Source organism: Ruegeria arenilitoris (assembly GCF_013035425.1).
Lineage (GTDB): Bacteria > Pseudomonadota > Alphaproteobacteria > Rhodobacterales > Rhodobacteraceae > Ruegeria > Ruegeria arenilitoris_A.
Genome location: NZ_WQHX01000012.1, coordinates 1 through 17,830 on the forward strand (window position 1 = coordinate 1; position 17,830 = coordinate 17,830).

At 52.4% G+C, this 17,830-nt stretch carries 20 protein-coding genes; 7 read left to right on the forward strand and 13 right to left on the reverse strand.

The window, feature by feature from the left end; genetic code table 11:
* Window positions 1-452: 452 nt before the first annotated feature.
* Complete coding sequence (locus tag GOV45_RS21620; protein ID WP_170482087.1) at window positions 453-1,565, forward strand: SGNH/GDSL hydrolase family protein; 1,113 nt, start codon at window positions 453-455, stop codon at window positions 1,563-1,565.
* A 280-nt stretch (window positions 1,566-1,845) separates the two neighbouring features.
* Here GOV45_RS21620 and rplT read toward each other — a convergent pair whose 3' ends face one another.
* The 5 genes from rplT to pyk form a co-directional block, all read right to left on the reverse strand.
* On the reverse strand, window positions 1,846-2,211 hold the full coding sequence (gene rplT, locus GOV45_RS21625; protein ID WP_170482090.1) for a 50S ribosomal protein L20: 366 nt from the start codon (window positions 2,209-2,211) through the stop codon (window positions 1,846-1,848).
* A gap of 14 nt (window positions 2,212-2,225) precedes the next feature.
* Window positions 2,226-2,426 carry a 50S ribosomal protein L35 gene (gene rpmI, locus GOV45_RS21630; RefSeq protein WP_039523697.1) on the reverse strand — a complete coding sequence of 67 codons (201 nt, stop codon included), beginning with the start codon at window positions 2,424-2,426 and terminating at the stop codon, window positions 2,226-2,228.
* A 184-nt stretch (window positions 2,427-2,610) separates the two neighbouring features.
* A complete protein-coding gene (locus GOV45_RS21635; protein ID WP_170482093.1) occupies window positions 2,611-4,164 on the reverse strand; it encodes an alanine/glycine:cation symporter family protein in 1,554 nt (517 codons plus the stop codon).
* A gap of 12 nt (window positions 4,165-4,176) precedes the next feature.
* Window positions 4,177-4,614, reverse strand: coding sequence for a universal stress protein (locus GOV45_RS21640; RefSeq protein ID WP_170482097.1), 438 nt, complete (start codon window positions 4,612-4,614; stop codon window positions 4,177-4,179).
* Window positions 4,615-4,876: 262 nt separating this feature from the next.
* Window positions 4,877-6,322, reverse strand: a complete 1,446-nt coding sequence (pyk, locus tag GOV45_RS21645; RefSeq protein WP_170482098.1) for a pyruvate kinase — start codon at window positions 6,320-6,322, stop codon at window positions 4,877-4,879.
* Window positions 6,323-6,439: 117 nt separating this feature from the next.
* Here pyk and GOV45_RS21650 point away from each other — a divergent pair, with 117 nt between their 5' ends.
* The 3 genes from GOV45_RS21650 (at window position 6,440) to GOV45_RS21660 (ending at window position 7,883) form a co-directional block, all read left to right on the forward strand.
* Entirely contained in the window at window positions 6,440-7,177 is a 738-nt protein-coding gene (locus GOV45_RS21650) for an N-formylglutamate amidohydrolase (protein WP_170482101.1), read from the forward strand.
* A 74-nt stretch (window positions 7,178-7,251) separates the two neighbouring features.
* Window positions 7,252-7,491, forward strand: a complete 240-nt coding sequence (locus GOV45_RS21655) for a DUF6868 family protein (protein WP_170482104.1) — start codon at window positions 7,252-7,254, stop codon at window positions 7,489-7,491.
* A gap of 77 nt (window positions 7,492-7,568) precedes the next feature.
* Window positions 7,569-7,883 (forward strand): DUF1244 domain-containing protein, encoded by a 315-nt coding sequence (locus tag GOV45_RS21660; RefSeq protein WP_170482107.1) that lies wholly within the window; start codon window positions 7,569-7,571, stop codon window positions 7,881-7,883.
* A gap of 59 nt (window positions 7,884-7,942) precedes the next feature.
* On the opposite strand, the gene GOV45_RS21665 is transcribed toward GOV45_RS21660, so the two are convergent.
* The 3 genes from GOV45_RS21665 to dgcN form a co-directional block, all read right to left on the reverse strand.
* Window positions 7,943-8,803: a D-amino-acid transaminase gene (locus GOV45_RS21665; protein ID WP_170482110.1), complete on the reverse strand. Its 861-nt coding sequence runs from the start codon at window positions 8,801-8,803 to the stop codon at window positions 7,943-7,945.
* Between the two features lie 10 nt (window positions 8,804-8,813).
* A complete protein-coding gene (gene dgcA, locus GOV45_RS21670; RefSeq protein ID WP_170482113.1) occupies window positions 8,814-9,779 on the reverse strand; it encodes an N-acetyl-D-Glu racemase DgcA in 966 nt (321 codons plus the stop codon).
* A gap of 70 nt (window positions 9,780-9,849) precedes the next feature.
* Window positions 9,850-10,851, reverse strand: coding sequence for an N-acetyltransferase DgcN (gene dgcN, locus GOV45_RS21675; RefSeq protein ID WP_170482115.1), 1,002 nt, complete (start codon window positions 10,849-10,851; stop codon window positions 9,850-9,852).
* Between the two features lie 294 nt (window positions 10,852-11,145).
* On the opposite strand from dgcN, the gene GOV45_RS21680 reads away from it, so the two are divergent.
* Complete coding sequence (locus GOV45_RS21680) at window positions 11,146-12,108, forward strand: L-malyl-CoA/beta-methylmalyl-CoA lyase (protein WP_170482118.1); 963 nt, start codon at window positions 11,146-11,148, stop codon at window positions 12,106-12,108.
* A 50-nt stretch (window positions 12,109-12,158) separates the two neighbouring features.
* On the opposite strand, the gene GOV45_RS21685 is transcribed toward GOV45_RS21680, so the two are convergent.
* Both GOV45_RS21685 and GOV45_RS21690 read right to left on the reverse strand, forming a co-directional pair.
* Window positions 12,159-12,737 carry a PA14 domain-containing protein gene (locus GOV45_RS21685; RefSeq protein WP_170482120.1) on the reverse strand — a complete coding sequence of 193 codons (579 nt, stop codon included), beginning with the start codon at window positions 12,735-12,737 and terminating at the stop codon, window positions 12,159-12,161.
* Window positions 12,738-12,856: 119 nt separating this feature from the next.
* Complete coding sequence (locus GOV45_RS21690; RefSeq protein ID WP_170482123.1) at window positions 12,857-13,309, reverse strand: Lrp/AsnC family transcriptional regulator; 453 nt, start codon at window positions 13,307-13,309, stop codon at window positions 12,857-12,859.
* A gap of 72 nt (window positions 13,310-13,381) precedes the next feature.
* Between GOV45_RS21690 and GOV45_RS21695 the strand changes: the two genes are divergently transcribed.
* The gene (locus GOV45_RS21695; RefSeq protein WP_170482282.1) at window positions 13,382-13,978 is read left to right on the forward strand and encodes a LysE family translocator; all 597 of its coding nucleotides are present in this window, start codon (window positions 13,382-13,384) and stop codon (window positions 13,976-13,978) included.
* A 233-nt stretch (window positions 13,979-14,211) separates the two neighbouring features.
* The gene (locus GOV45_RS21700) at window positions 14,212-15,174 is read left to right on the forward strand and encodes an acetyl-CoA carboxylase carboxyltransferase subunit alpha (RefSeq protein WP_170482125.1); all 963 of its coding nucleotides are present in this window, start codon (window positions 14,212-14,214) and stop codon (window positions 15,172-15,174) included.
* 4 nt (window positions 15,175-15,178) lie between these two features.
* On the opposite strand, the gene GOV45_RS21705 is transcribed toward GOV45_RS21700, so the two are convergent.
* The 3 genes from GOV45_RS21705 to GOV45_RS21715 form a co-directional block, all read right to left on the reverse strand.
* A complete protein-coding gene (locus GOV45_RS21705) occupies window positions 15,179-16,318 on the reverse strand; it encodes a lytic murein transglycosylase (RefSeq protein ID WP_170482128.1) in 1,140 nt (379 codons plus the stop codon).
* A gap of 113 nt (window positions 16,319-16,431) precedes the next feature.
* Window positions 16,432-17,079: a GntR family transcriptional regulator gene (locus tag GOV45_RS21710; RefSeq protein ID WP_170482131.1), complete on the reverse strand. Its 648-nt coding sequence runs from the start codon at window positions 17,077-17,079 to the stop codon at window positions 16,432-16,434.
* 30 nt (window positions 17,080-17,109) lie between these two features.
* A complete protein-coding gene (locus GOV45_RS21715) occupies window positions 17,110-17,805 on the reverse strand; it encodes a M48 family metallopeptidase (RefSeq protein WP_254448087.1) in 696 nt (231 codons plus the stop codon).
* Between the last annotated feature and the right edge of the window lie 25 nt (window positions 17,806-17,830).

The following is a 17,830-nucleotide window of genomic DNA, read 5'->3' on the forward strand; positions in this document are numbered from 1 at the left end:
CAATTGCTTAACGTCTTCACATCGTCAGCCTCATAACCTGAAGGTCTGAAAAAAACAACCACTTAATGGTCAATTTTCAATTCTGTGCGGAGAGCAACTAGATCGCGTAGAAAATTTGTTCCTGGTCGAACTTGGAAAGAACAAAGTCCTGCTGAAGTTGTCATTGCGGCTAGCAAGATGTCGTCGGCAGGGTCTTTGTTCCCTGCTTTTATTGTTTTTTCGTTGTCTGTTTATGTTTTTTTACTTTTGAATTTATGGGTGGTATGCTTTTGGTTCTGTTTGTGCACTCAAAACACAATTCATTCCTTACTTGATTTAGGCCTCTATTCTCTCGGGTTCCGGACAATAAAGTTGGTGCGGGTCTACCAAGCTTAGGTGTCAATGAAAGGCTTGGAAAACAAATTGAATTTGATTTATCCAGCTCAGGGAATGCTACTCTAGGGAGTTCATGCATGTGGCGAGTAGTGGTTATTAATTGTTTGCTGCTAGGGATCGCGTTCTTGGTTGCCGAGCTTATTTTTGGCACGTGGTTTTCGGATCAACACGCTTTGATGAAATTTACGAAGCTTCGAAACTACGAAAAAGTACAAGAAAACCCAATTCATGTAGGAAAACCGACTGTAACATATTCTCGCGACAATTATGGTTTTCGTGGTCTTGAAGGTGATGTGTCCGACATTGACATTTTAACAGTTGGCGGTTCAACAACCGATCAACGCTGGGTCGATAACTCACAAACTTATCAAGCTGTCATGCGGGATTTGTTTGCTGCGTCCGGGCAGTCTGTTTCAATCGTCAACGCGGGTATTGATGGTCAATCTACATTCGGTCACATTGCGAATTTCTCATCTTGGTTCAATGAGATCCCAAATTTAGATGCGCGTTACGTTTTGTACTATGTAGGAATTAACGACCTACTAATATCTCAGCCTACGGACACATACGACGTGGTGGCGCTGGAAGACAATGCTTACAACAATCTTAAAGCGACGATCAAAACTAAGTCGGTTTTCTATCAACTTTATCGGGTCGTTAAGTCAGCTTTCGCTGAAGAACATTCACTAAACGAATTGAATCGAACAAACATTGCCGATCGTGAACCTCTTGTCACAGAGCCAAAAATATCCGCTCCTTTGGACGTTGTTTTTGGACCTTCACTCGAAAGTTATACTGATCGTATTTCTGAGCTAGCCAAGTTGACCCGTGATTTCGGTGCGGAACCAATATTCGTTACCCAGAGAAGCGCCCGTTGGACCCGCCGCAATGGCCAGATAGCAGGTATTGCGGAATATCAACCCGATTTTTTTGAGTTGGTTCGTCAGCAATTGCCCAAGGAGTATCAAAATTTGAACGGGGTTGACTTTTATCGGTTTGAACGCGCCCTTGCAGACGCTCAAATGGCTGCATGTGAAAACGTAGATGCCATTTGCTTGGACCTTATGGCCGAGATCGATTTTGATCTTGCATCCGATTTCTATGACCCGATTCACACCAGTGCGACAGGTTCACAAGCAATAGGCGAGTATCTTTATTCCAGGCTTGGCAATCTCGAACTTGGCGATTGAGCTGCTCACAATCATTCTGAGGGAAAATTTATCAAGGATCGAGTGGTCTTGGCTTCTTGGTCAATCGGGTATTAGAGGTTAATCCGCCATCGACTCTTCTGGGAATGTGCCCAGGACTTTCAATCGCGGCATCAGTCGGGTTCTGGCCCTGCGCGAAAGTATTTCCAAAAACAATAGTTATTCGCTTCGCGCAATATTTGAGTTGAAATCACCGCTATGAAAGCAAGAAAGGCCGCTCTCAAGCGAACGGCCTTTTTTCACTGTCTCTCTCTAAAGAGATTTAGGCGGTAAGAGCCGCCTGAGCTTTGGCAACGATCGCGCCGAACGCTTCCGGTTCGTGCACGGCCAGATCTGCCAGAACTTTACGATCCACTTCAATGCCGGCAAGGTTCAGGCCATTGATGAAGCGTGAATAGGTTAGTGCCTCGTCATGCGAACGCACGGCCGCGTTGATACGTTGAATCCACAACGCGCGGAAGTTGCGCTTGCGGTTCTTGCGGTCACGGGTCGCGTATTGGTTGGCTTTGTCGACGGCCTGAGTCGCAACTTTAAAGTTGCTTTTGCGACGACCATAGTAACCTTTGGCAGACTTAATGATCTTTTTGTGACGAGCGTGAGTTACGGTTCCACCTTTAACGCGGGACATTTCTGAATCTCCTCTTAGCGGTCGTAGGGCATGTAGCCCTTGACGATCTTGGCGTCGGGGGCGGAGAGAGTGGTGGTGCCACGGGCGTCGCGGATAAATTTCTTAGTCCGCTTGATCATGCCATGACGTTTGCCAGCTTGAGCCGACATCACTTTACCGGTCGCTGTCACCTTGAAGCGCTTTTTGGCGCTCGATTTGGTCTTCATCTTGGGCATTTCCGTCTCCTATCTTCGGGTTCGGTATATAACGCGACTCGGCATGCCACATCGGCCGGTCACGCAATCAGAAGCGCCGTTTACGCAAGTTTTGATAAAGAGGCAAGGGGGTTTTGACCGGAAACTTTGCTTTTGGCAGAGGTGTCAGGTTCCGAGGCGACAAAGGTCGCCCCGGTGCTTTCATTCAGTGACCGAATTTCCGGATTTCGCCACTCCTAAGCCGCTCCGCGTAGGAACTCAGTTCTTGGCGAACAACCTTCATCAGGAAGTAGAGCGCGAAGACATTCACAACGGCCATAGCAAAGATCGCCGCATCCGAGAAATCGATGACAGGGCCAAGATTGGCTGCTGCACCGATGACGACAAAAATGCAGAAGATGATCTTGAACACCAACTCCTTGGTCGCGCCTTCGCCAAACAGATAGGTCCACGCCTTTAGGCCGTAGTATGACCAGCTGATCATGGTCGAAAAAGCAAACAGAACCACGGCGACCGCCAAAACGTATGGGAACCAACCGAATGCACTTGCAAAAGCGGCCGAGGTTAAGCTGACGCCAGAGTTTCCGTCGACTGTAGCGACAGCTGTACCTTCCTCGTTCAACATATACATGCCCGTTTCGGGGTCGATGACCAGCTGCTGTGTGATGATGATTACCAAAGCGGTCATAGTACAAATCACGACTGTATCGATAAACGGTTCCAGCAGGGACACAAACCCTTCGGTGATCGGCTCTTTTGTACGCACGGCTGAGTGGGCAATGGCCGCGGAACCAACCCCAGCTTCGTTCGAAAACGCAGCACGACGGAAACCTTGTATCAACGCACCGACCATGCCACCAGCGACGCCTAGCCCGGTAAACGCACCCGCAAAGATTTGACCAAAGGCCCAGCCGATTTGATCGGCATGCATGATGATAATCACCAAGGCGGCCAAAACATACATAACACCCATGAACGGTACGACCTTTTCAGTCACGCGCGCGATGGATTTCAGACCGCCTACGATTACAGCAAATACAATGCCGGCAAAAACCAAGCCAGTGATCCAGCCGGGAAAGTCCCCGGTGATACCCGCTATCTGCTGGTGGGCTTGATTGGCCTGGAACATATTGCCCCCGCCCAAGGCACCCAGAATACAGAAGATCGAGAACAACACCGCCAAGATTTTGCCTCCCGGCAGGCCGAGTTCGTTGAACCCTTTGGACATGTAATACATCGGGCCACCAGAGACGGTGCCGTCGTCGTATTCATTGCGGTATTTCACGCCGAGCGTACATTCAGTGAATTTAGAGGCCATGCCCAGAAGACCCGCAACGATCATCCAGAACGTCGCGCCCGGCCCACCGATACCTACGGCAACGGCTACACCAGCTATGTTCCCCAGTCCGACCGTACCAGACAGCGCGGTCGCCAGCGCCTGAAAATGGCTTACCTCACCTGCATCGTTTGGGTCAGAGTAATCGCCCTTAACCAAGCTTACCGCGTGGCCGAAAAACCTAAATTGAACAAATGCGAAATACAGTGAAAACACAGTTGCAGCGATAACCAGCCACATCACGATCCATGGAACGCTCGTCCCTGGGAACGGTGCAAAGATAAAACTGACAAAAGGGCCGGTGAAATCCGAAAATGCCTGATTAATTTTTTCGTCAAGGCCAACGGCTTCTTGAGCTGCAGCTGCGTTGGCTAATAGGCCCGTTGCAAGACCGGAAACGCCAAGTTTTTTTGAAATTATCATTGTTGCCCCTCCTCAATTTACGACCGTGACTGGCACGTCGGCATGCATCACCAGATATTGGGTCGAACTGCCAAATAGCCGCTTTTTGATACCGTCTGCAGATGCGCGGCCAACTATGATTTGCGATCCATCGTTTTCCACGGTTATGGCGTTCAAGGTTTCCGCTACATCCCCGTGGCGCACGATCCCGTAAGCGGCGAACCCTTCGGATTTCAAAGCTTGCACTGCGGGTTCTACGATCCGTGATGTCGCAAGTTCGATCTCTTCTTCGCGCCGCTTGTGGCGAAGCGCATTTTCTTCCGGGGTTTGGAAGGTGAAAGGGGACCACTCGATTACGTAGACGACCAACAGTTCGCAGGCGCCGATCCTTCCTGCCAAATCCTTGGCAAAGGCAATCGCGCGCTCTCCGTTTTCGGTGCCGTCCAGTCCTATGACAATTTTCGTTGTCATTTCGTTCCTCCGATTTTGCTTTTGTGTGTCGGTGAAGATGTACCGACCTGGCAACCCGAACCTGGAACTGATCTGAGGGCTGCTGCCAAAAAGGTATCAGATTTATTCGCCAGGTGATTAATTTTTTGGCACTTTCTTAGGGGTTGGGGAATTTTTACTGAAAAAACAATTGCTTTTGAATAATGTAAAACCCGCCAAACAAAGCGTCTGGCGAGTTCGTAGCCTAACTAGCTCCGTGCTTTTTCGATCCGAAAGACGCGATTTATTCTGGGTCGGTACTGTAAATCAGCCGCTCATCGCAAGGTGCAACACGCAAGATATTCGTACTGCCCGGTACATTGAAAGGCACACCTGCGGTCACAACAATCTGATCAGTTTCACCGGCAAATCCGCCGGCGCGTGCAGCGCGGGCGGCATTGACTACGGCGCTTTTGAAACGCTCCAGCACTGGCGTCATTACGCAATTGCAACCCCAGGACAGACACAAACGCCGCGCTGTGCCGGTCAAAGAAGTCATCGCGATGATGGGGACACCGGGCCGCTCACGAGCGGTCAGCAACGCCGTTGTACCGCTTTGGGTGAAGCAACAAATCGCTTTAATATCAGTTTTTTCAGCAATCTCACGCGCGGCTGCCACGATGCCGTCTGCAACCGTGGTGCCCTTGGCGGTGCGTGACGCGGCAATGATCTGGTCATAGGTAGGGTCAGCTTCGACCTCTATGGCGACTTTGTTCATTGTTTGAACGGCTTCAACTGGATACGAACCAGCAGCCGATTCCGCGCTGAGCATGATAGCGTCCGTGCCTTCATAGATTGCGGTAGCAACATCCGAAACTTCGGCGCGCGTGGGCATCGGGCTTTCGATCATGCTCTCCAGCATCTGGGTTGCCACAATGACGGGCTTGGCCGCGGCACGCGTGCGGCGCACCAGCCGTTTTTGGATCGGCGGCACTGCTGACACTGGCAATTCAACGCCCAAGTCTCCGCGGGCGACCATGATACCGTCTGACGCATCAAGAATTTCTTCGAATGCCTCAATCGCGGCGGGCTTTTCTATCTTGGATAAAATCGCGGCGCGTCCGTCGGCCAACGCGCGAGCTTCGAACACATCTTTAGCGCGTTGTACGAAGCTAAGCGCCAGCCAGTCCACTCCCAGCTGGCAGACAAATTCCAGATCTTCCCTGTCCTTCTCCGACAAAGCGGCCAGTGGCAAAACCACATCTGGTACGTTCACGCCCTTGCGATTGGAAATTGCGCCGCCCACCTCGACCTCACAGTTTGCGAAGTCTGGGCCGCACTCCTGTACGATGAGGCGAATCTTGCCATCATTAACCAGCAAGCGCGAACCTGTTTCTAGAGCTGCAAAAATTTCGGGGTGGGGCAGGCAAACCCGGTTGATATCTCCGGCCTCGGGGTCGAGGTCCAGCCTAAAACTGGCACCTTCTTCCAGTTCTTCTACGTCATTGGCAAACACGCCAACGCGCAGCTTTGGGCCCTGCAGGTCGGCCAGAATCGCGATTGGGCTGTCCAGATCATTCTCAACTTGCCGAATGATGCGGTGGCGCTCGCGTATTTCATCGTGGCTGCCGTGGCTCATGTTCAGGCGAAATACGTCAGCGCCTGCTTCGTGCAGGGCGCGTATCGTATCGTAGTCGTTTGACGCCGGACCAAGCGTCGCCACAATTTTAACATTTCTCAGGCGTCGCATTAGTCTTGCTCTCCTCAATCACTCGATGTTACCGCAAACAGTGCTCGGATTGCTTATTGCGCAATTCCCTTTCCGAGGCAACTGCCCTACACCTGCGGCAAACTAGATGACAGGCTCATGACATACACCCCATTTTTTGTGCACGGCGCAGATCGTCCATCACGCTGGTTGATTACCTGCGATCACGCCACCAATACTGTACCGCCTGAAATAAATGGTGGTGATCTGGGACTGCCACGCGAAGATATGGAGCGTCACATCGCCTACGACGTGGGCGCGTATGAAGTTTCCAAACACTTGGGCGAGATTTTGAACGCGCCTGTGATCGCGGCCAATTTCTCGCGCCTCGTTATCGACCCGAACAGGGGGGAAGACGATCCGACGCTGCTAATGAAGTTATACGACGGTTCAATCATTCCCGGAAATCGCAATGCTGACGAGATAGAGCGCGAACGCCGCCTGAACATGTGCTATCGCCCTTACCATGAAGAACTTGAGCGTCTGGCTGGCTTGCCGCACGCGGTGATCGTGTCGATGCATTCCTTCACTAGGCAATTGCGTGGTCGAGAGCCGCGCCCTTGGCATGTCGGCGTGTTGCACACACCGGACGAGCGATTTTCACGTCCACTTATCGACAGGTTGGCGGCCGAGGGCGATCTATGTGTCGGCGTGAACGAGCCCTACACCGGAGTTTTGCCTGGCGACGCAATCGACAGACATTGCACTGCACACGGGCGCCCGAATGCTCTGATCGAGTTGCGTAACGACCTGATCGCCGATCACGCCGGGCAACGGGATTGGGCTGAACGGATGGCCGTGATCCTACAAGACGCGTTGGTTGACAGCGGCTTGTAACTGCGACGGTTTTCCTAACTTTCATAATTGTGGGGCTTTTTTTTAACTCTTATATATTGGGAAAGGAGGCGACTATGTCTCAGGAGTTTCTTTCAGCCGTGTTCGGTTGGATGGCTGTGCTGAACGTCGCGGTTCTACTGTTCACCACATTGATGATGTTGTTACTGCAAGACCAGATCGCCGACATTCACGGCAGGATTTTCCAGATGGAGCGTCCGGATGTGAAGCGAGCGTATTTTCGGTACCTTGCTAACTATAAAGTTCTGACCCTTATTTTTTGCATCGTGCCATGGCTGGCCTTGCAACTTGCCTGACATGCCGTTTGTTGAAACATCGCCTTTGGGCCGCTAGGTCAGGTATAGTATACAACTCTGTCGTCGGGAGCCGGACCATGAACAATCAAACCGAAATCGAACTTCAGGCCGCTGCATTTCGCCGCCTGCAAAAGCACCTGATGCAAGACCGTACCGATGTTCAAAACATTGATATGATGAATTTAGCCGGGTTCTGCCGCAATTGTCTGTCTCGCTGGTATCAGGAAGCGGCCAACGAAAAAGGCATCGAGATGGGGAAGGATGAAGCCCGAGAGGTTTTCTATGGCATGACCATGGATGAATGGAAAGCTAACTATCAAACCGAGGCAAGCCCTGAAAAGCAGGCAGAGTTCAAAGTCGCATTTGAAGAGAATGTTGGTAAAAAGGACTAAATTTCGACATCGGCAATTAACACGGCCCGCCTATTAAGCGGGCCTTTGATTTGCCTTTTTTAGATGGCTGCCTTTCGGCTTTCATCCAAATAGATTTCACGAAGTCTTTTGGCTATTGGCCCCGGCGAGCCATCGCCTAGTTGCACTCCGTCGATCTCGATAACCGGCATCACGAACGCGCTGGCCGAAGTGGTGAAAGCTTCATCCGCTTCTTTGGCTTCATCAATTGTAAATAGGCGTTCTTCGACTTCCATCTGCGCTTCAGCCGCCATTCGAAGGACCGCCTTGCGGGTTATGCCGTGCAGAATCTCGTTGGACAACGGCCGCGTTATGATTTTTCCACCTTTGACAAAGTATGCGTTGTTACTGGTGCCTTCGGTCACATGGCCATCTTCAATCATCCAGGCGTCGTCACAGCCAGCGGCTTTGGCCATCATCTTGCCAAGAGAGGGATAAAGCAGCTGCGTCGTCTTGATATCGCGACGTCCCCACCGAATGTCATCGATTGAGATAACTTTGGCGCCCTTCCTCGCGGCAGGGCTGTCTGCCAATCCCGGTTTGTTCTGAGTAAACAGCACAAGAGTTGGTTTTGTATCTGCGGGCGGGAAAACAAAGTCCCGATCACCGTCGCTGCCGCGGGTCACCTGAAGGTAAACCAAGCCTTCCTCGATGCCGTTCATTTCGACTAGATTGCGGTGAATTTCCAGCAACTCTTCTTTTGTGCATGGCTCGGCCATATGGAGTTCGTCCAAAGACCTCTTCAAGCGCACGGCATGACCATCGAAATCGATAAGTTTGCTGTCTAAAACACTGGTGACTTCGTAGACCGCATCGGCCATCAAAAATCCGCGGTCAAAGATTGAAATCTTGGCTTCGGTTTCGGGCAGGTATTCACCATTCACAAATACGGTTCGGTTCATGTTTGTCTCCTCAACCCCAGAGATCCGCTTCAGGCGGGTGAACTCCGGCGTTGTCAAAAGTTAGTGGTCTGGCGCGGTCTTCGGCCAGAAGTAACGGGCCGTCAAGGTCCGTTACCATCGCGCCCTGCGCCACTAACGTGGCAGGAGCCATCGCCAAAGAACTGCCTACCATACATCCGACCATGATATCGTACCCTTCGGCTAGGGCCGCCTTGCGTAGTTCAAGCGCCTCTGTCAGGCCACCGGTTTTGTCCAGCTTGATATTAACTACATCATATTTCCCTTTTAGACCGGGCAAGCTGACCCTGTCGTGACAGGACTCGTCGGCACAGACCGGCACTGGGCGGTTCATGCCGATCAAGGCATCGTCTGCGTCGGCAGGCAGCGGTTGTTCAACTAAGGCCACGCCCAGTCTTAGAAGATGTGGCGCAAGATCAGCGTAAACTTCAGCAGACCAGCCTTCATTTGCATCCACGATGATCTTTGCATTTGGCGCGCCAGCGCGAACAGCCTCCAATCGCGGCATATCATCAGGCGTTCCCAGCTTGATCTTGAGCAGTGGTCGATGGGCGTTTTTGGCTGCCTGTTCTCGCATTGCCTGTGGCGTGTCCAAGGACAAAGTGTAGGCCGTGATCTCTGGCCCGGGCGTGGGCAATCCAGCCAGTTCCCAGGCGCGTTTTCCTGCCCGTTTGGATTCAAGATCCCACAAAGCGCAGTCGACGGCATTCCGGGCAGCCCCTGCTGGTAAAAGCTCCATCAGAGAATGACGGTCATACTCCTGCGGTAAGCCGGAGATTTGGGCTGTTACAGATTCGAGCGTCTCATCGTAACGCGAATATGGTACGCATTCGCCCCAACCTTTATGCGTGCCGTCGGAAATCTGAACAGTCAGCACTTTGGCCTCTGTGCGAGAACCACGCGAGATGGTGAAAACCTGCGCCAGCCGAAAAACGTCCTGAGTAACTTCTAGCTGCACACAGAAACTCCTTCAAAATTGTTTGATTATGCAGATGGCGAGCATCCCCGGCTCTAGCAGCGAGTTTTGATCACAGCGCAGCCAGTGCGTCCACTAACTTACCCGAACCAAAGCGGAATGGGTCGGTGGCTGGCAGACCCATATCTGCCTCGATCGCTGCTAGATAGGTTTTGGCGTCATCTTCGCTCATGTTCTGAGTATTTACTGAAACCCCGACGACCTGGCAGTCGGGATTTGCAACGCGTGCCAAGTGAAGCGCGGTGTCGCGCAGCGCCTCCAGCGTTGGCAATTGGTAGCCGGGAAGCCCGCGCATATGTTCACGTGTGGGTTCATGAGAGAGGATCAATGCATCGGGCTGACCACCATGGACTAGCGCCATCGTGACGCCCGAGTAAGAGACATGAAACAATGAACCCTGTCCTTCTATCAGGTCCCAGTGGTCTTCGTCGTTGTCCGGTGTCAGCCATTCAACCGATCCCGCCATAAAGTCGGCTACGACTGCATCTAGCGGCACACCGTCGCCTGTAATCAGGATACCGGTCTGGCCAGTGGCGCGGAACGTTGCTTTCATACCACGATTTCTCATCTCGGCTTCCATAGCCATCGCCGTGTACATCTTTCCAACCGAGCAATCAGTCCCGACAGCGAGGCAGCGTTTGCCTTTGCGCTTGATTCCATTGGCGATTGGATAGTCGACATCTGGAACCCGCACATCATGCAGTTTGCGGCCGGTTGCCTCGGCTACCGCTGCCAAATCAGCTTCATCCCGCAACAAGTTGTGCAAGCCAGATGCAAGATCGAAACCTTCTTCCAGCGCAGTCACCAGAACCTTTTTCCATTCCTGGCTTATGACGCCGCCGCGATTGGCGACCCCGATCACCAATGTCTTGGCTCCTGCTTCGCGAGCTTCAGTAAGACTCATGTCCTTTAGGCCCAAATCGGCCTTGCAACCTTCCATGCGGAATTGTCCGACTGCGTTTTCTGGTCGCCAATCTTTGATGCCTATTGCAACTTTGGCCGCCAGTTGGTCGGGCGCGTCACCCAAAAACAACAGATATGGTGTCTCGATCATCGCGCGTCACTCCTTTGATTCCGGCTAAAACTAAAGAAGAATTTCAGCGAGAGCTTCTTAAATTCAGCGCCAAAATGGGTATTTGTTGGGAGAATATCGCAAGAAATGAAGAATACCCGCAAGAATGTTCGAACTCCTCAAGCTGGATGATGTCTGATTGCCTTCCGATCCATCAGATTCACAAATTCTGCGCTCGCATTGCCGCAGGTGCACAATGATGCTTGCGCATGGCTGCGCAATTTAATACCCAACTGCAGACGAAAATCGTAATTTCATTGCTTGCACGAGGCCCAAATGAGTTTTCGCATACAACCAGCTGCACCGGCCCGTCCCAATCGTTGTCAATTGTTCGGCCCTGGTTCTAACACAAAGCTGTTCCCGAAAATGGCTGCTTCTGCAGCAGACGTAATAAACCTGGATCTCGAAGATTCCGTGGCACCGTCCGACAAGGATGTTGCTCGTGCAAACGTTATCGAGGCGTTGAAAACCGTTGATTGGGGCGGGAAATATATGTCCTTACGTATCAATGGGTTGGACACACCCTATTGGTATCGCGATGTTGTAGGTGTGCTGGAACAGGCGGGTAATCGGTTGGATCAAATTATGATCCCAAAGGTAGGTTGTGCCGCGGATGTCTATGCCGTCGATGCACTCGTCACCGCGGTCGAGCGTGCCTCGGGGCGAACCAAACCGATAACGTTCGAGGTTATCATAGAGTCCGCGGCTGGAATCGCCCATGTCGAAGAGATCGCAGCCTCATCTCCGCGTCTTCAGGCGATGAGTTTAGGCGCCGCCGACTTTGCGGCCTCTATGGGAATGCAGACAACTGGTATCGGCGGCACGCAGGAAAACTATTACATGCTACGCGATGGCGAAAAGCATTGGTCAGATCCGTGGCACTGGGCTCAGGCAGCTATTGTCGCGGCGTGTCGCACCCACGGTGTTTTGCCCGTCGATGGACCATTCGGTGACTTTTCTGACGATGAAGGATACATCGCTCAAGCAAAACGGTCAGCAACTTTGGGCATGGTTGGAAAATGGGCTATTCACCCTAAACAGATCGCACTTGCCAATCAGGTGTTCACCCCGTCAAAGGAAGCGGTGTCCGAAGCACGCGAAATTCTGGCTGCAATGGAACAGGCTAAAGCAAATGGCGAAGGCGCAACCGTTTACAAAGGTCGACTTGTCGACATTGCTTCGATCAAGCAGGCCGAGGTGATCGTGGCGCAAGCCGAACTTATTGCGGCGGGCAGTTAAATAAAAGAGGCGCTCGTTCGAGCGCCTCTTTTTTCGGCGGGTAATTGGGCCTAGCGTCCAAATACGTTATTCGGTGTCCACGTAATTCGTCCGCCTTTTTTCCCGGACTTCATCATAAGACAAGAGGTGCCGTATTTCTGGAAATAACTTATCCTAAGCTGGTACCAACCGGCTTGGGGGACTTCGACTTCGGTTCGCTGGTTGGCTTCACATGGCTGACGCCCGTTGACATATCCGATCTGCTGTCCGCCGATCCAAGCGTCTATGCCGTCATTTGACCAAGTTTCCAGTTCGTAAATGCCGGGGGAGTCGAACTTCATATACCCTGTAATTTCAGCTGCGACATTGAAAGCCTGATTATAGGTAAGAACCGGATCGCCTTCGTTTGTGTCGCGATAATCCAACCCACGCAAAGGCTGACCGGGTTTGGCCTTTTTTAATAAACTTTTAACTTTTGAGAGGTTTTGAATTTTGCGCGGTGGGTTTCCTTCCCACGCGTATTTGACGTTTAGGCCAGCTTTGGCATTTGGTTGCGGGCTTGCCGGTTGCAGTCTCAGCGGGGCTGCCAGCGCGGCTGCTGAAAACATCGCTATGCAAGCAGCGAATGCTCCGGTTCGGGCAAGTTTCATATCATTCTCCCTGAGTTATCGCCTCATTCAGTACTTCCACACTTTGGGCAATTTATCTTCGAAGACACTATTCTCTGATAAATCAGGTCGCAAGAGATACAAAAATCACAATTTGTGCATTAAGCTCGCATGTCTTTCGGTGATCCCATGACCACATAAGACGTGATCGAGGTGACATGAGGAAGGGTTCCCAGAACTTCGGTATGAAATGTCTTGTACGCCGGCAGGTCCGCGCATTCGACACGCAACAGGTATTCAATGGTGCCTGTTATGTTGTGGCATTCGACCACTTCAGGCGACCGTTGCAAAGCCCGTTCGAATCCCTCTTGGGCGGATTTAGTATGCTCGCCAAGCCCCACGCCAATATATGCAACGAACCCGACGCCGAGCGCAGCAGGATTTAACACGGCGCGATAGCCAGATATTACACCTGTCCGTTCAAGTTCCTGCACACGGCGCAGGCAGGCCGATGGAGACAAACCAACGCGGTCTGCAAGCTCCAGATTGCTAATCCGACCGTCACGCGTAAGCTCTTGCAATATTTTTTGGTTTGTCTTGTCAATTTTCGTCATTTGTTGCGATTTCTATCCGTATTTGCACGAAAACGCAATTTCATGCGCTCAGTTCGATGTAATAATCGAAACATGACTTACGATATCCTTGTGGCGCTGATCGTATTTGCCTTTGTCTCCTCAATTACCCCGGGGCCGAACAATCTGATGTTGATGGCGTCCGGCGCGAATTTCGGATTTCGGAGAACGGTTCCGCACATGCTGGGAATTGGCTTGGGTTTCACGTTTATGGTCCTGCTGGTCGGAGCGGGATTGGTGCAAGTTTTTGATCAGTTTCCGTTAAGTTACAGCGCCTTGAAGATCGCCTCGGTATTTTATCTGCTTTATCTAGCGTGGAAGATTGCAAACGCCGCTCCGGTGCAGCGAGGAGAAAGCCAAGGCACGCCGATGACCTTTTTTCAGGCCGCCGCTTTTCAGTGGGTTAATCCCAAGGCGTGGGCAATGGCTCTTACGGCAACTACGGCTTACACGCCAAATCAAACGCTGGGCGCAATTGTTGTTGTCGCTCTAGTGTTTGGGCTTGTTAATCTACCTTCGGTCAGCACTTGGACTGTTTTGGGTCAACAAATGGCGCGGGTTCTGACCAATCCACGGCGGCTTGTCGTTTTCAACTGGACGATGGCTGCGCTTCTGGTTGCGTCTTTGTATCCGGTGCTTTGGCCTAGCTGAATCGACCCTGCGGAGGACTGGTTTCCACCAGCACTCCTTTTGTTATTGCGTTCCCCGGTTCGTACAGAATATTCTCAGCGCCCTCTGCACTGAGACCCAAAGCCCTCAATAATTTCCGCCTCTATTTTTGTTGTCCCTTGGAACACCCAAATTCCATCACCACAAATCTTGCTGAGTTGCATCTGGGGTAACCTCGGGTCATATAGCAAGGAACTTTCTCGTTGAGAGGCGACATGACTCAGTATCTGGATTTCGAAAAACCGTTAGCCGAAATCGAAGGCAAGGCCGAAGAACTGCGTGCCCTTGCTCGGGCAAACGAAGAAATGGATGTGGCTGAAGAGGCCGCAGCGCTAGATGCCAAAGCTGCCAAACTTTTGGATGAATTGTACAACGACCTGACGCCTTGGCGGAAATGTCAGGTGGCGCGTCATCCTGAACGGCCTCATTGCAAAGATTACGTGGAAGAACTGTTTACCGAGTTCACACCCTTGGCTGGTGATCGCAACTTTGCCGACGATCTTGCAGTTATTGGCGGTTTGGCGCGTTTTAATGATCAGCCGGTGATGGTGATCGGACACGAAAAGGGTTCGGATACCAAATCGCGAATCGAGCGTAATTTTGGAATGGCCCGTCCCGAAGGATACCGCAAAGCTGTGCGCCTAATGGAAATGGCAGGTCGGTTTGGTCTTCCGGTGATCACCTTGATTGACACTGCAGGAGCATATCCCGGAAAAGGCGCCGAAGAACGCGGACAGTCCGAGGCGATCGCCCGTTCGACCGAAATGTGCCTAAAGATCGGTGTTCCGCTGGTTTCTGTTATTATTGGTGAGGGCGGTTCGGGTGGCGCAGTAGCTTTTGCCACAGCCAACCGCGTGGCGATGCTCGAACATTCCGTGTATTCAGTGATCTCGCCCGAGGGGTGTGCTTCAATCCTGTGGAAAGACTCCGAAAAGATGCGCGAAGCTGCCGAGGCGCTTCGCCTGACGGCTCAGGATCTTTACAAGCTTGGCGTGTGCGACCGCATTATTTCTGAGCCTAAAGGCGGTGCTCACCGCGATCGCGCTGCGGCTTTCAAATCCGTTCGTGCCGCCATTGCTGCCATGCTTAAAGAGCTAAAAGGCAAAGATGCAAAGGCACTGATCAAGGATCGTCGCCAAAAATTCTTGGACATTGGCTCGAAGGGGCTGGCGGCCTAATCGTTTAGCCACCCAACCGACGCAGCAGTTCAACCGATGGCTTTCCGGTTACCGAAAGCCCATTTGCACGCTGATATGCGCTGATCGCTGCTTCGGAATTTTTGCCGATGACTCCGTCTGCGCCTTGGGTATCATAACCGGCAGAGGTTAAGCGGCGTTGTATTTCTTTGCGATCTTCAAGCGTAAGCCCAGTTTCATCAGGCCCAAACGAGGCCTGAAACGGTGCGCCACCAGAAATACGGTCAGATAAATGTCCGACGCCAATCGCATAGCTGTCCGAATTGTTATAGCGCTTAATTACTTGAAAATTTCGGAAAACGGCAATCCGTGGGCCAGGATTTTGCGGCTGTAATACCGCAACAGGAGTGCCAGAATTGGCGGCTGCCGAACCGACTTCACCACCCCACGGTTGCCCGCGCACCCATCCGGCGCGAGAAAGGTATGCTGCGGTTGAGGCCAGCGAGTCCGTCGGGTCATCAGACCAAATGTCGCGTCGCCCATCCCCAGTAAAGTCGACAGCGTAAGCCAGATAAGATGTTGGGATGAATTGAGTATGTCCCATCGCCCCGGCCCAGCTGCCGGTCATATTATCCGGAGTGGTGTCTCCGTTTTGAAGGATTTTCATTGCGGCAATCAACTGGCTTTCAAAAAACTGTCCGCGCCGCCCATCGTAAGCCAAGGTTGAAAGGGCCGAGACAACGGGTACGTCTCCCCGGCGTGAACCATATCGACTTTCTAGCCCCCAAACGGCGACGATGACGTCCTTATCTACGCCGTACTGCGCTTCGATCTGTGAAAGAGTGCCGTTATACCGCTGCAACATCTGTTTGCCGGTGCTGATACGTTCGTCTGACGCAGCAATCGCAAGATAATCTTCCAAAGAGCGTTTGAATTCGACCTGATTACGGTCCCGCTCAATGACGCCCGGCAGATATCCTGCACCCTGGAAAGCCCGGTTTATCGTTGTCTGTGAAATTCCCTGAGACGCCGCGCGCCCCTTGAAGTTGGCAACCCAGGAATCCCATCCTGCATTCGGTACGGCACGCATCCGTGTCGCCGGTGCGCTGCTTGGTGCGTTGCTGCTGGAACATGCCGTCAGAATGGTCGCCCCAAGCCCCATTGAAAAAACCCGTCGATCAATCATGATTCAAATCTGCTCTTATTGGTGATTTGCTCCAAGACTACAGCAGGACGTCAGTCCAAACCAGCAATTGGGTCATGTCATCCGCAAAGAAATCGTCATGGGCAATAAGCTGCTCAGGTCACCAGCAGACGCAAACCTTGTGTCACATCCGAGCGGACGGCCAGTCTGAGTCCCGGTTCATCCCCGGCCTTCAAAGCCGCGATAATCAATTTGTGGTAGTGAGGAGGATCTGTACGACGTAGGCGACCATACAACGCGCGCATGGTTGGACCAAGTTGCAGCCATACGGTTTCTGCAATCGCCAGCATCGCCGGGGCCTGCGCACGTAAATAAAGTGTGCGATGGAATTCAAGATTAGTCCGGATGTACCCGACGGCGTCGCGTTTGGTTACCATTTCCGCGACGGACATATTGATGCTTTGTAAACGATCGATCAACGCAATGTGCGCCCGAGGCAGCGCGCGGCTTGCCAGTTCAACCTCGATCAGTGCGCGCAAGGCGGCCAGTTCTTCTATACGGTCATTGCTCAGCTCTGGCGTTGAAACGCGACCAGAAGAGGACAAAGTCAAGGCACCTTCGGCGGCCAAACGACGGACAGCCTCGCGCGCGGGGGTCATGGACACGCCGAATTCTTTACCGATACCGCGCAATGTCAGCGCTTGGCCAGGTGCTATTTCCCCGTGCAATATGCGCGATCGCAGAGCGCGGTAAACTCTGTCGTGCGTGGCAGTTTGGGATTCGGCAGGGCGCGCGGTCAACATTCCTTGTTGTGATCACAAATTTGCACAACGTCAAGCAGCGCGCCTCTCAAAGCGATACCGATGCAATTCGGCACCGTTATCCCTCAGCCACCGTCGCGGGTTCTTGTACGGACCAAAAAGCTGCTCGACGTTCTCCCAAAATGCAGGCGAATGGTTCATTTCGGCCAAATGGGCCACCTCATGCGCTGCAACGTAGTGCAAGACTTCTGGCGGAGCGAGGATCAACCGCCAGGAAAACATTAGCCCTCCGGCTGAACTGCACGAACCCCAGCGCGATCTGGTGTCGCGCAAGGTCAGAGTTGAGTATGATCGGCCGAGCATTGCGGAATAATCGTCGCAGGCGCTTGTGAACCGATCGCGGGCGAGTTCCTTGAAAAACCGTGCCAGACGACGCGCTTCCGCACCTTCGGGAACGGCGACTTCGTCAGGTCGCAATAGGACCCGGCGACCTGATACCGGTACGATTCGGCGCGGTGCCCCTTCGACGGGTATGGTCTGGCCAAACCGAACTTCTGCCGGCGTCGGCCTTTCCTCAAGATGCTGACGAATCCAGGCTTCTTTTTGTTGTGCAAAGTTTAGTGCTTCGGTCTCGGCGACAAATTGAGGGTAAGTCAGTGTAACCCGCCCGTCCAACTGAGAAATTCGCAAGCTTATCCGTCTGGCGCGAGACGATTTACGCAGTACAAGCGGTACTGAGGGCGTTCCGGGCAATGCGTGTCGCCCCATACTTTGCACTCCTTGGCTCAAAGGC

Bases quoted from the DNA above. Each gene is read 5' to 3' on its own strand.
- GOV45_RS21620 (WP_170482087.1), top strand. From the start codon at position 453: ATGTGGCGAGTAGTGGTTATTAATTGTTTGCTGCTAGGGATCGCGTTC.
- rplT (WP_170482090.1), bottom strand. From the start codon at position 2,211: ATGTCCCGCGTTAAAGGTGGAACCGTAACTCACGCTCGTCACAAAAAG.
- rpmI (WP_039523697.1), bottom strand. From the start codon at position 2,426: ATGCCCAAGATGAAGACCAAATCGAGCGCCAAAAAGCGCTTCAAGGTG.
- GOV45_RS21635 (WP_170482093.1), bottom strand. From the start codon at position 4,164: ATGATAATTTCAAAAAAACTTGGCGTTTCCGGTCTTGCAACGGGCCTA.
- GOV45_RS21640 (WP_170482097.1), bottom strand. From the start codon at position 4,614: ATGACAACGAAAATTGTCATAGGACTGGACGGCACCGAAAACGGAGAG.
- pyk (WP_170482098.1), bottom strand. From the start codon at position 6,322: ATGCGACGCCTGAGAAATGTTAAAATTGTGGCGACGCTTGGTCCGGCG.
- GOV45_RS21650 (WP_170482101.1), top strand. From the start codon at position 6,440: ATGACATACACCCCATTTTTTGTGCACGGCGCAGATCGTCCATCACGC.
- GOV45_RS21655 (WP_170482104.1), top strand. From the start codon at position 7,252: ATGTCTCAGGAGTTTCTTTCAGCCGTGTTCGGTTGGATGGCTGTGCTG.
- GOV45_RS21660 (WP_170482107.1), top strand. From the start codon at position 7,569: ATGAACAATCAAACCGAAATCGAACTTCAGGCCGCTGCATTTCGCCGC.
- GOV45_RS21665 (WP_170482110.1), bottom strand. From the start codon at position 8,803: ATGAACCGAACCGTATTTGTGAATGGTGAATACCTGCCCGAAACCGAA.
- dgcN (WP_170482115.1), bottom strand. From the start codon at position 10,851: ATGATCGAGACACCATATCTGTTGTTTTTGGGTGACGCGCCCGACCAA.
- GOV45_RS21680 (WP_170482118.1), top strand. From the start codon at position 11,146: ATGAGTTTTCGCATACAACCAGCTGCACCGGCCCGTCCCAATCGTTGT.
- GOV45_RS21685 (WP_170482120.1), bottom strand. From the start codon at position 12,737: ATGAAACTTGCCCGAACCGGAGCATTCGCTGCTTGCATAGCGATGTTT.
- GOV45_RS21690 (WP_170482123.1), bottom strand. From the start codon at position 13,309: ATGACGAAAATTGACAAGACAAACCAAAAAATATTGCAAGAGCTTACG.
- GOV45_RS21695 (WP_170482282.1), top strand. From the start codon at position 13,382: ATGACTTACGATATCCTTGTGGCGCTGATCGTATTTGCCTTTGTCTCC.
- GOV45_RS21700 (WP_170482125.1), top strand. From the start codon at position 14,212: ATGACTCAGTATCTGGATTTCGAAAAACCGTTAGCCGAAATCGAAGGC.
- GOV45_RS21705 (WP_170482128.1), bottom strand. From the start codon at position 16,318: ATGATTGATCGACGGGTTTTTTCAATGGGGCTTGGGGCGACCATTCTG.
- GOV45_RS21710 (WP_170482131.1), bottom strand. From the start codon at position 17,079: ATGTTGACCGCGCGCCCTGCCGAATCCCAAACTGCCACGCACGACAGA.
- GOV45_RS21715 (WP_254448087.1), bottom strand. From the start codon at position 17,805: ATGGGGCGACACGCATTGCCCGGAACGCCCTCAGTACCGCTTGTACTG.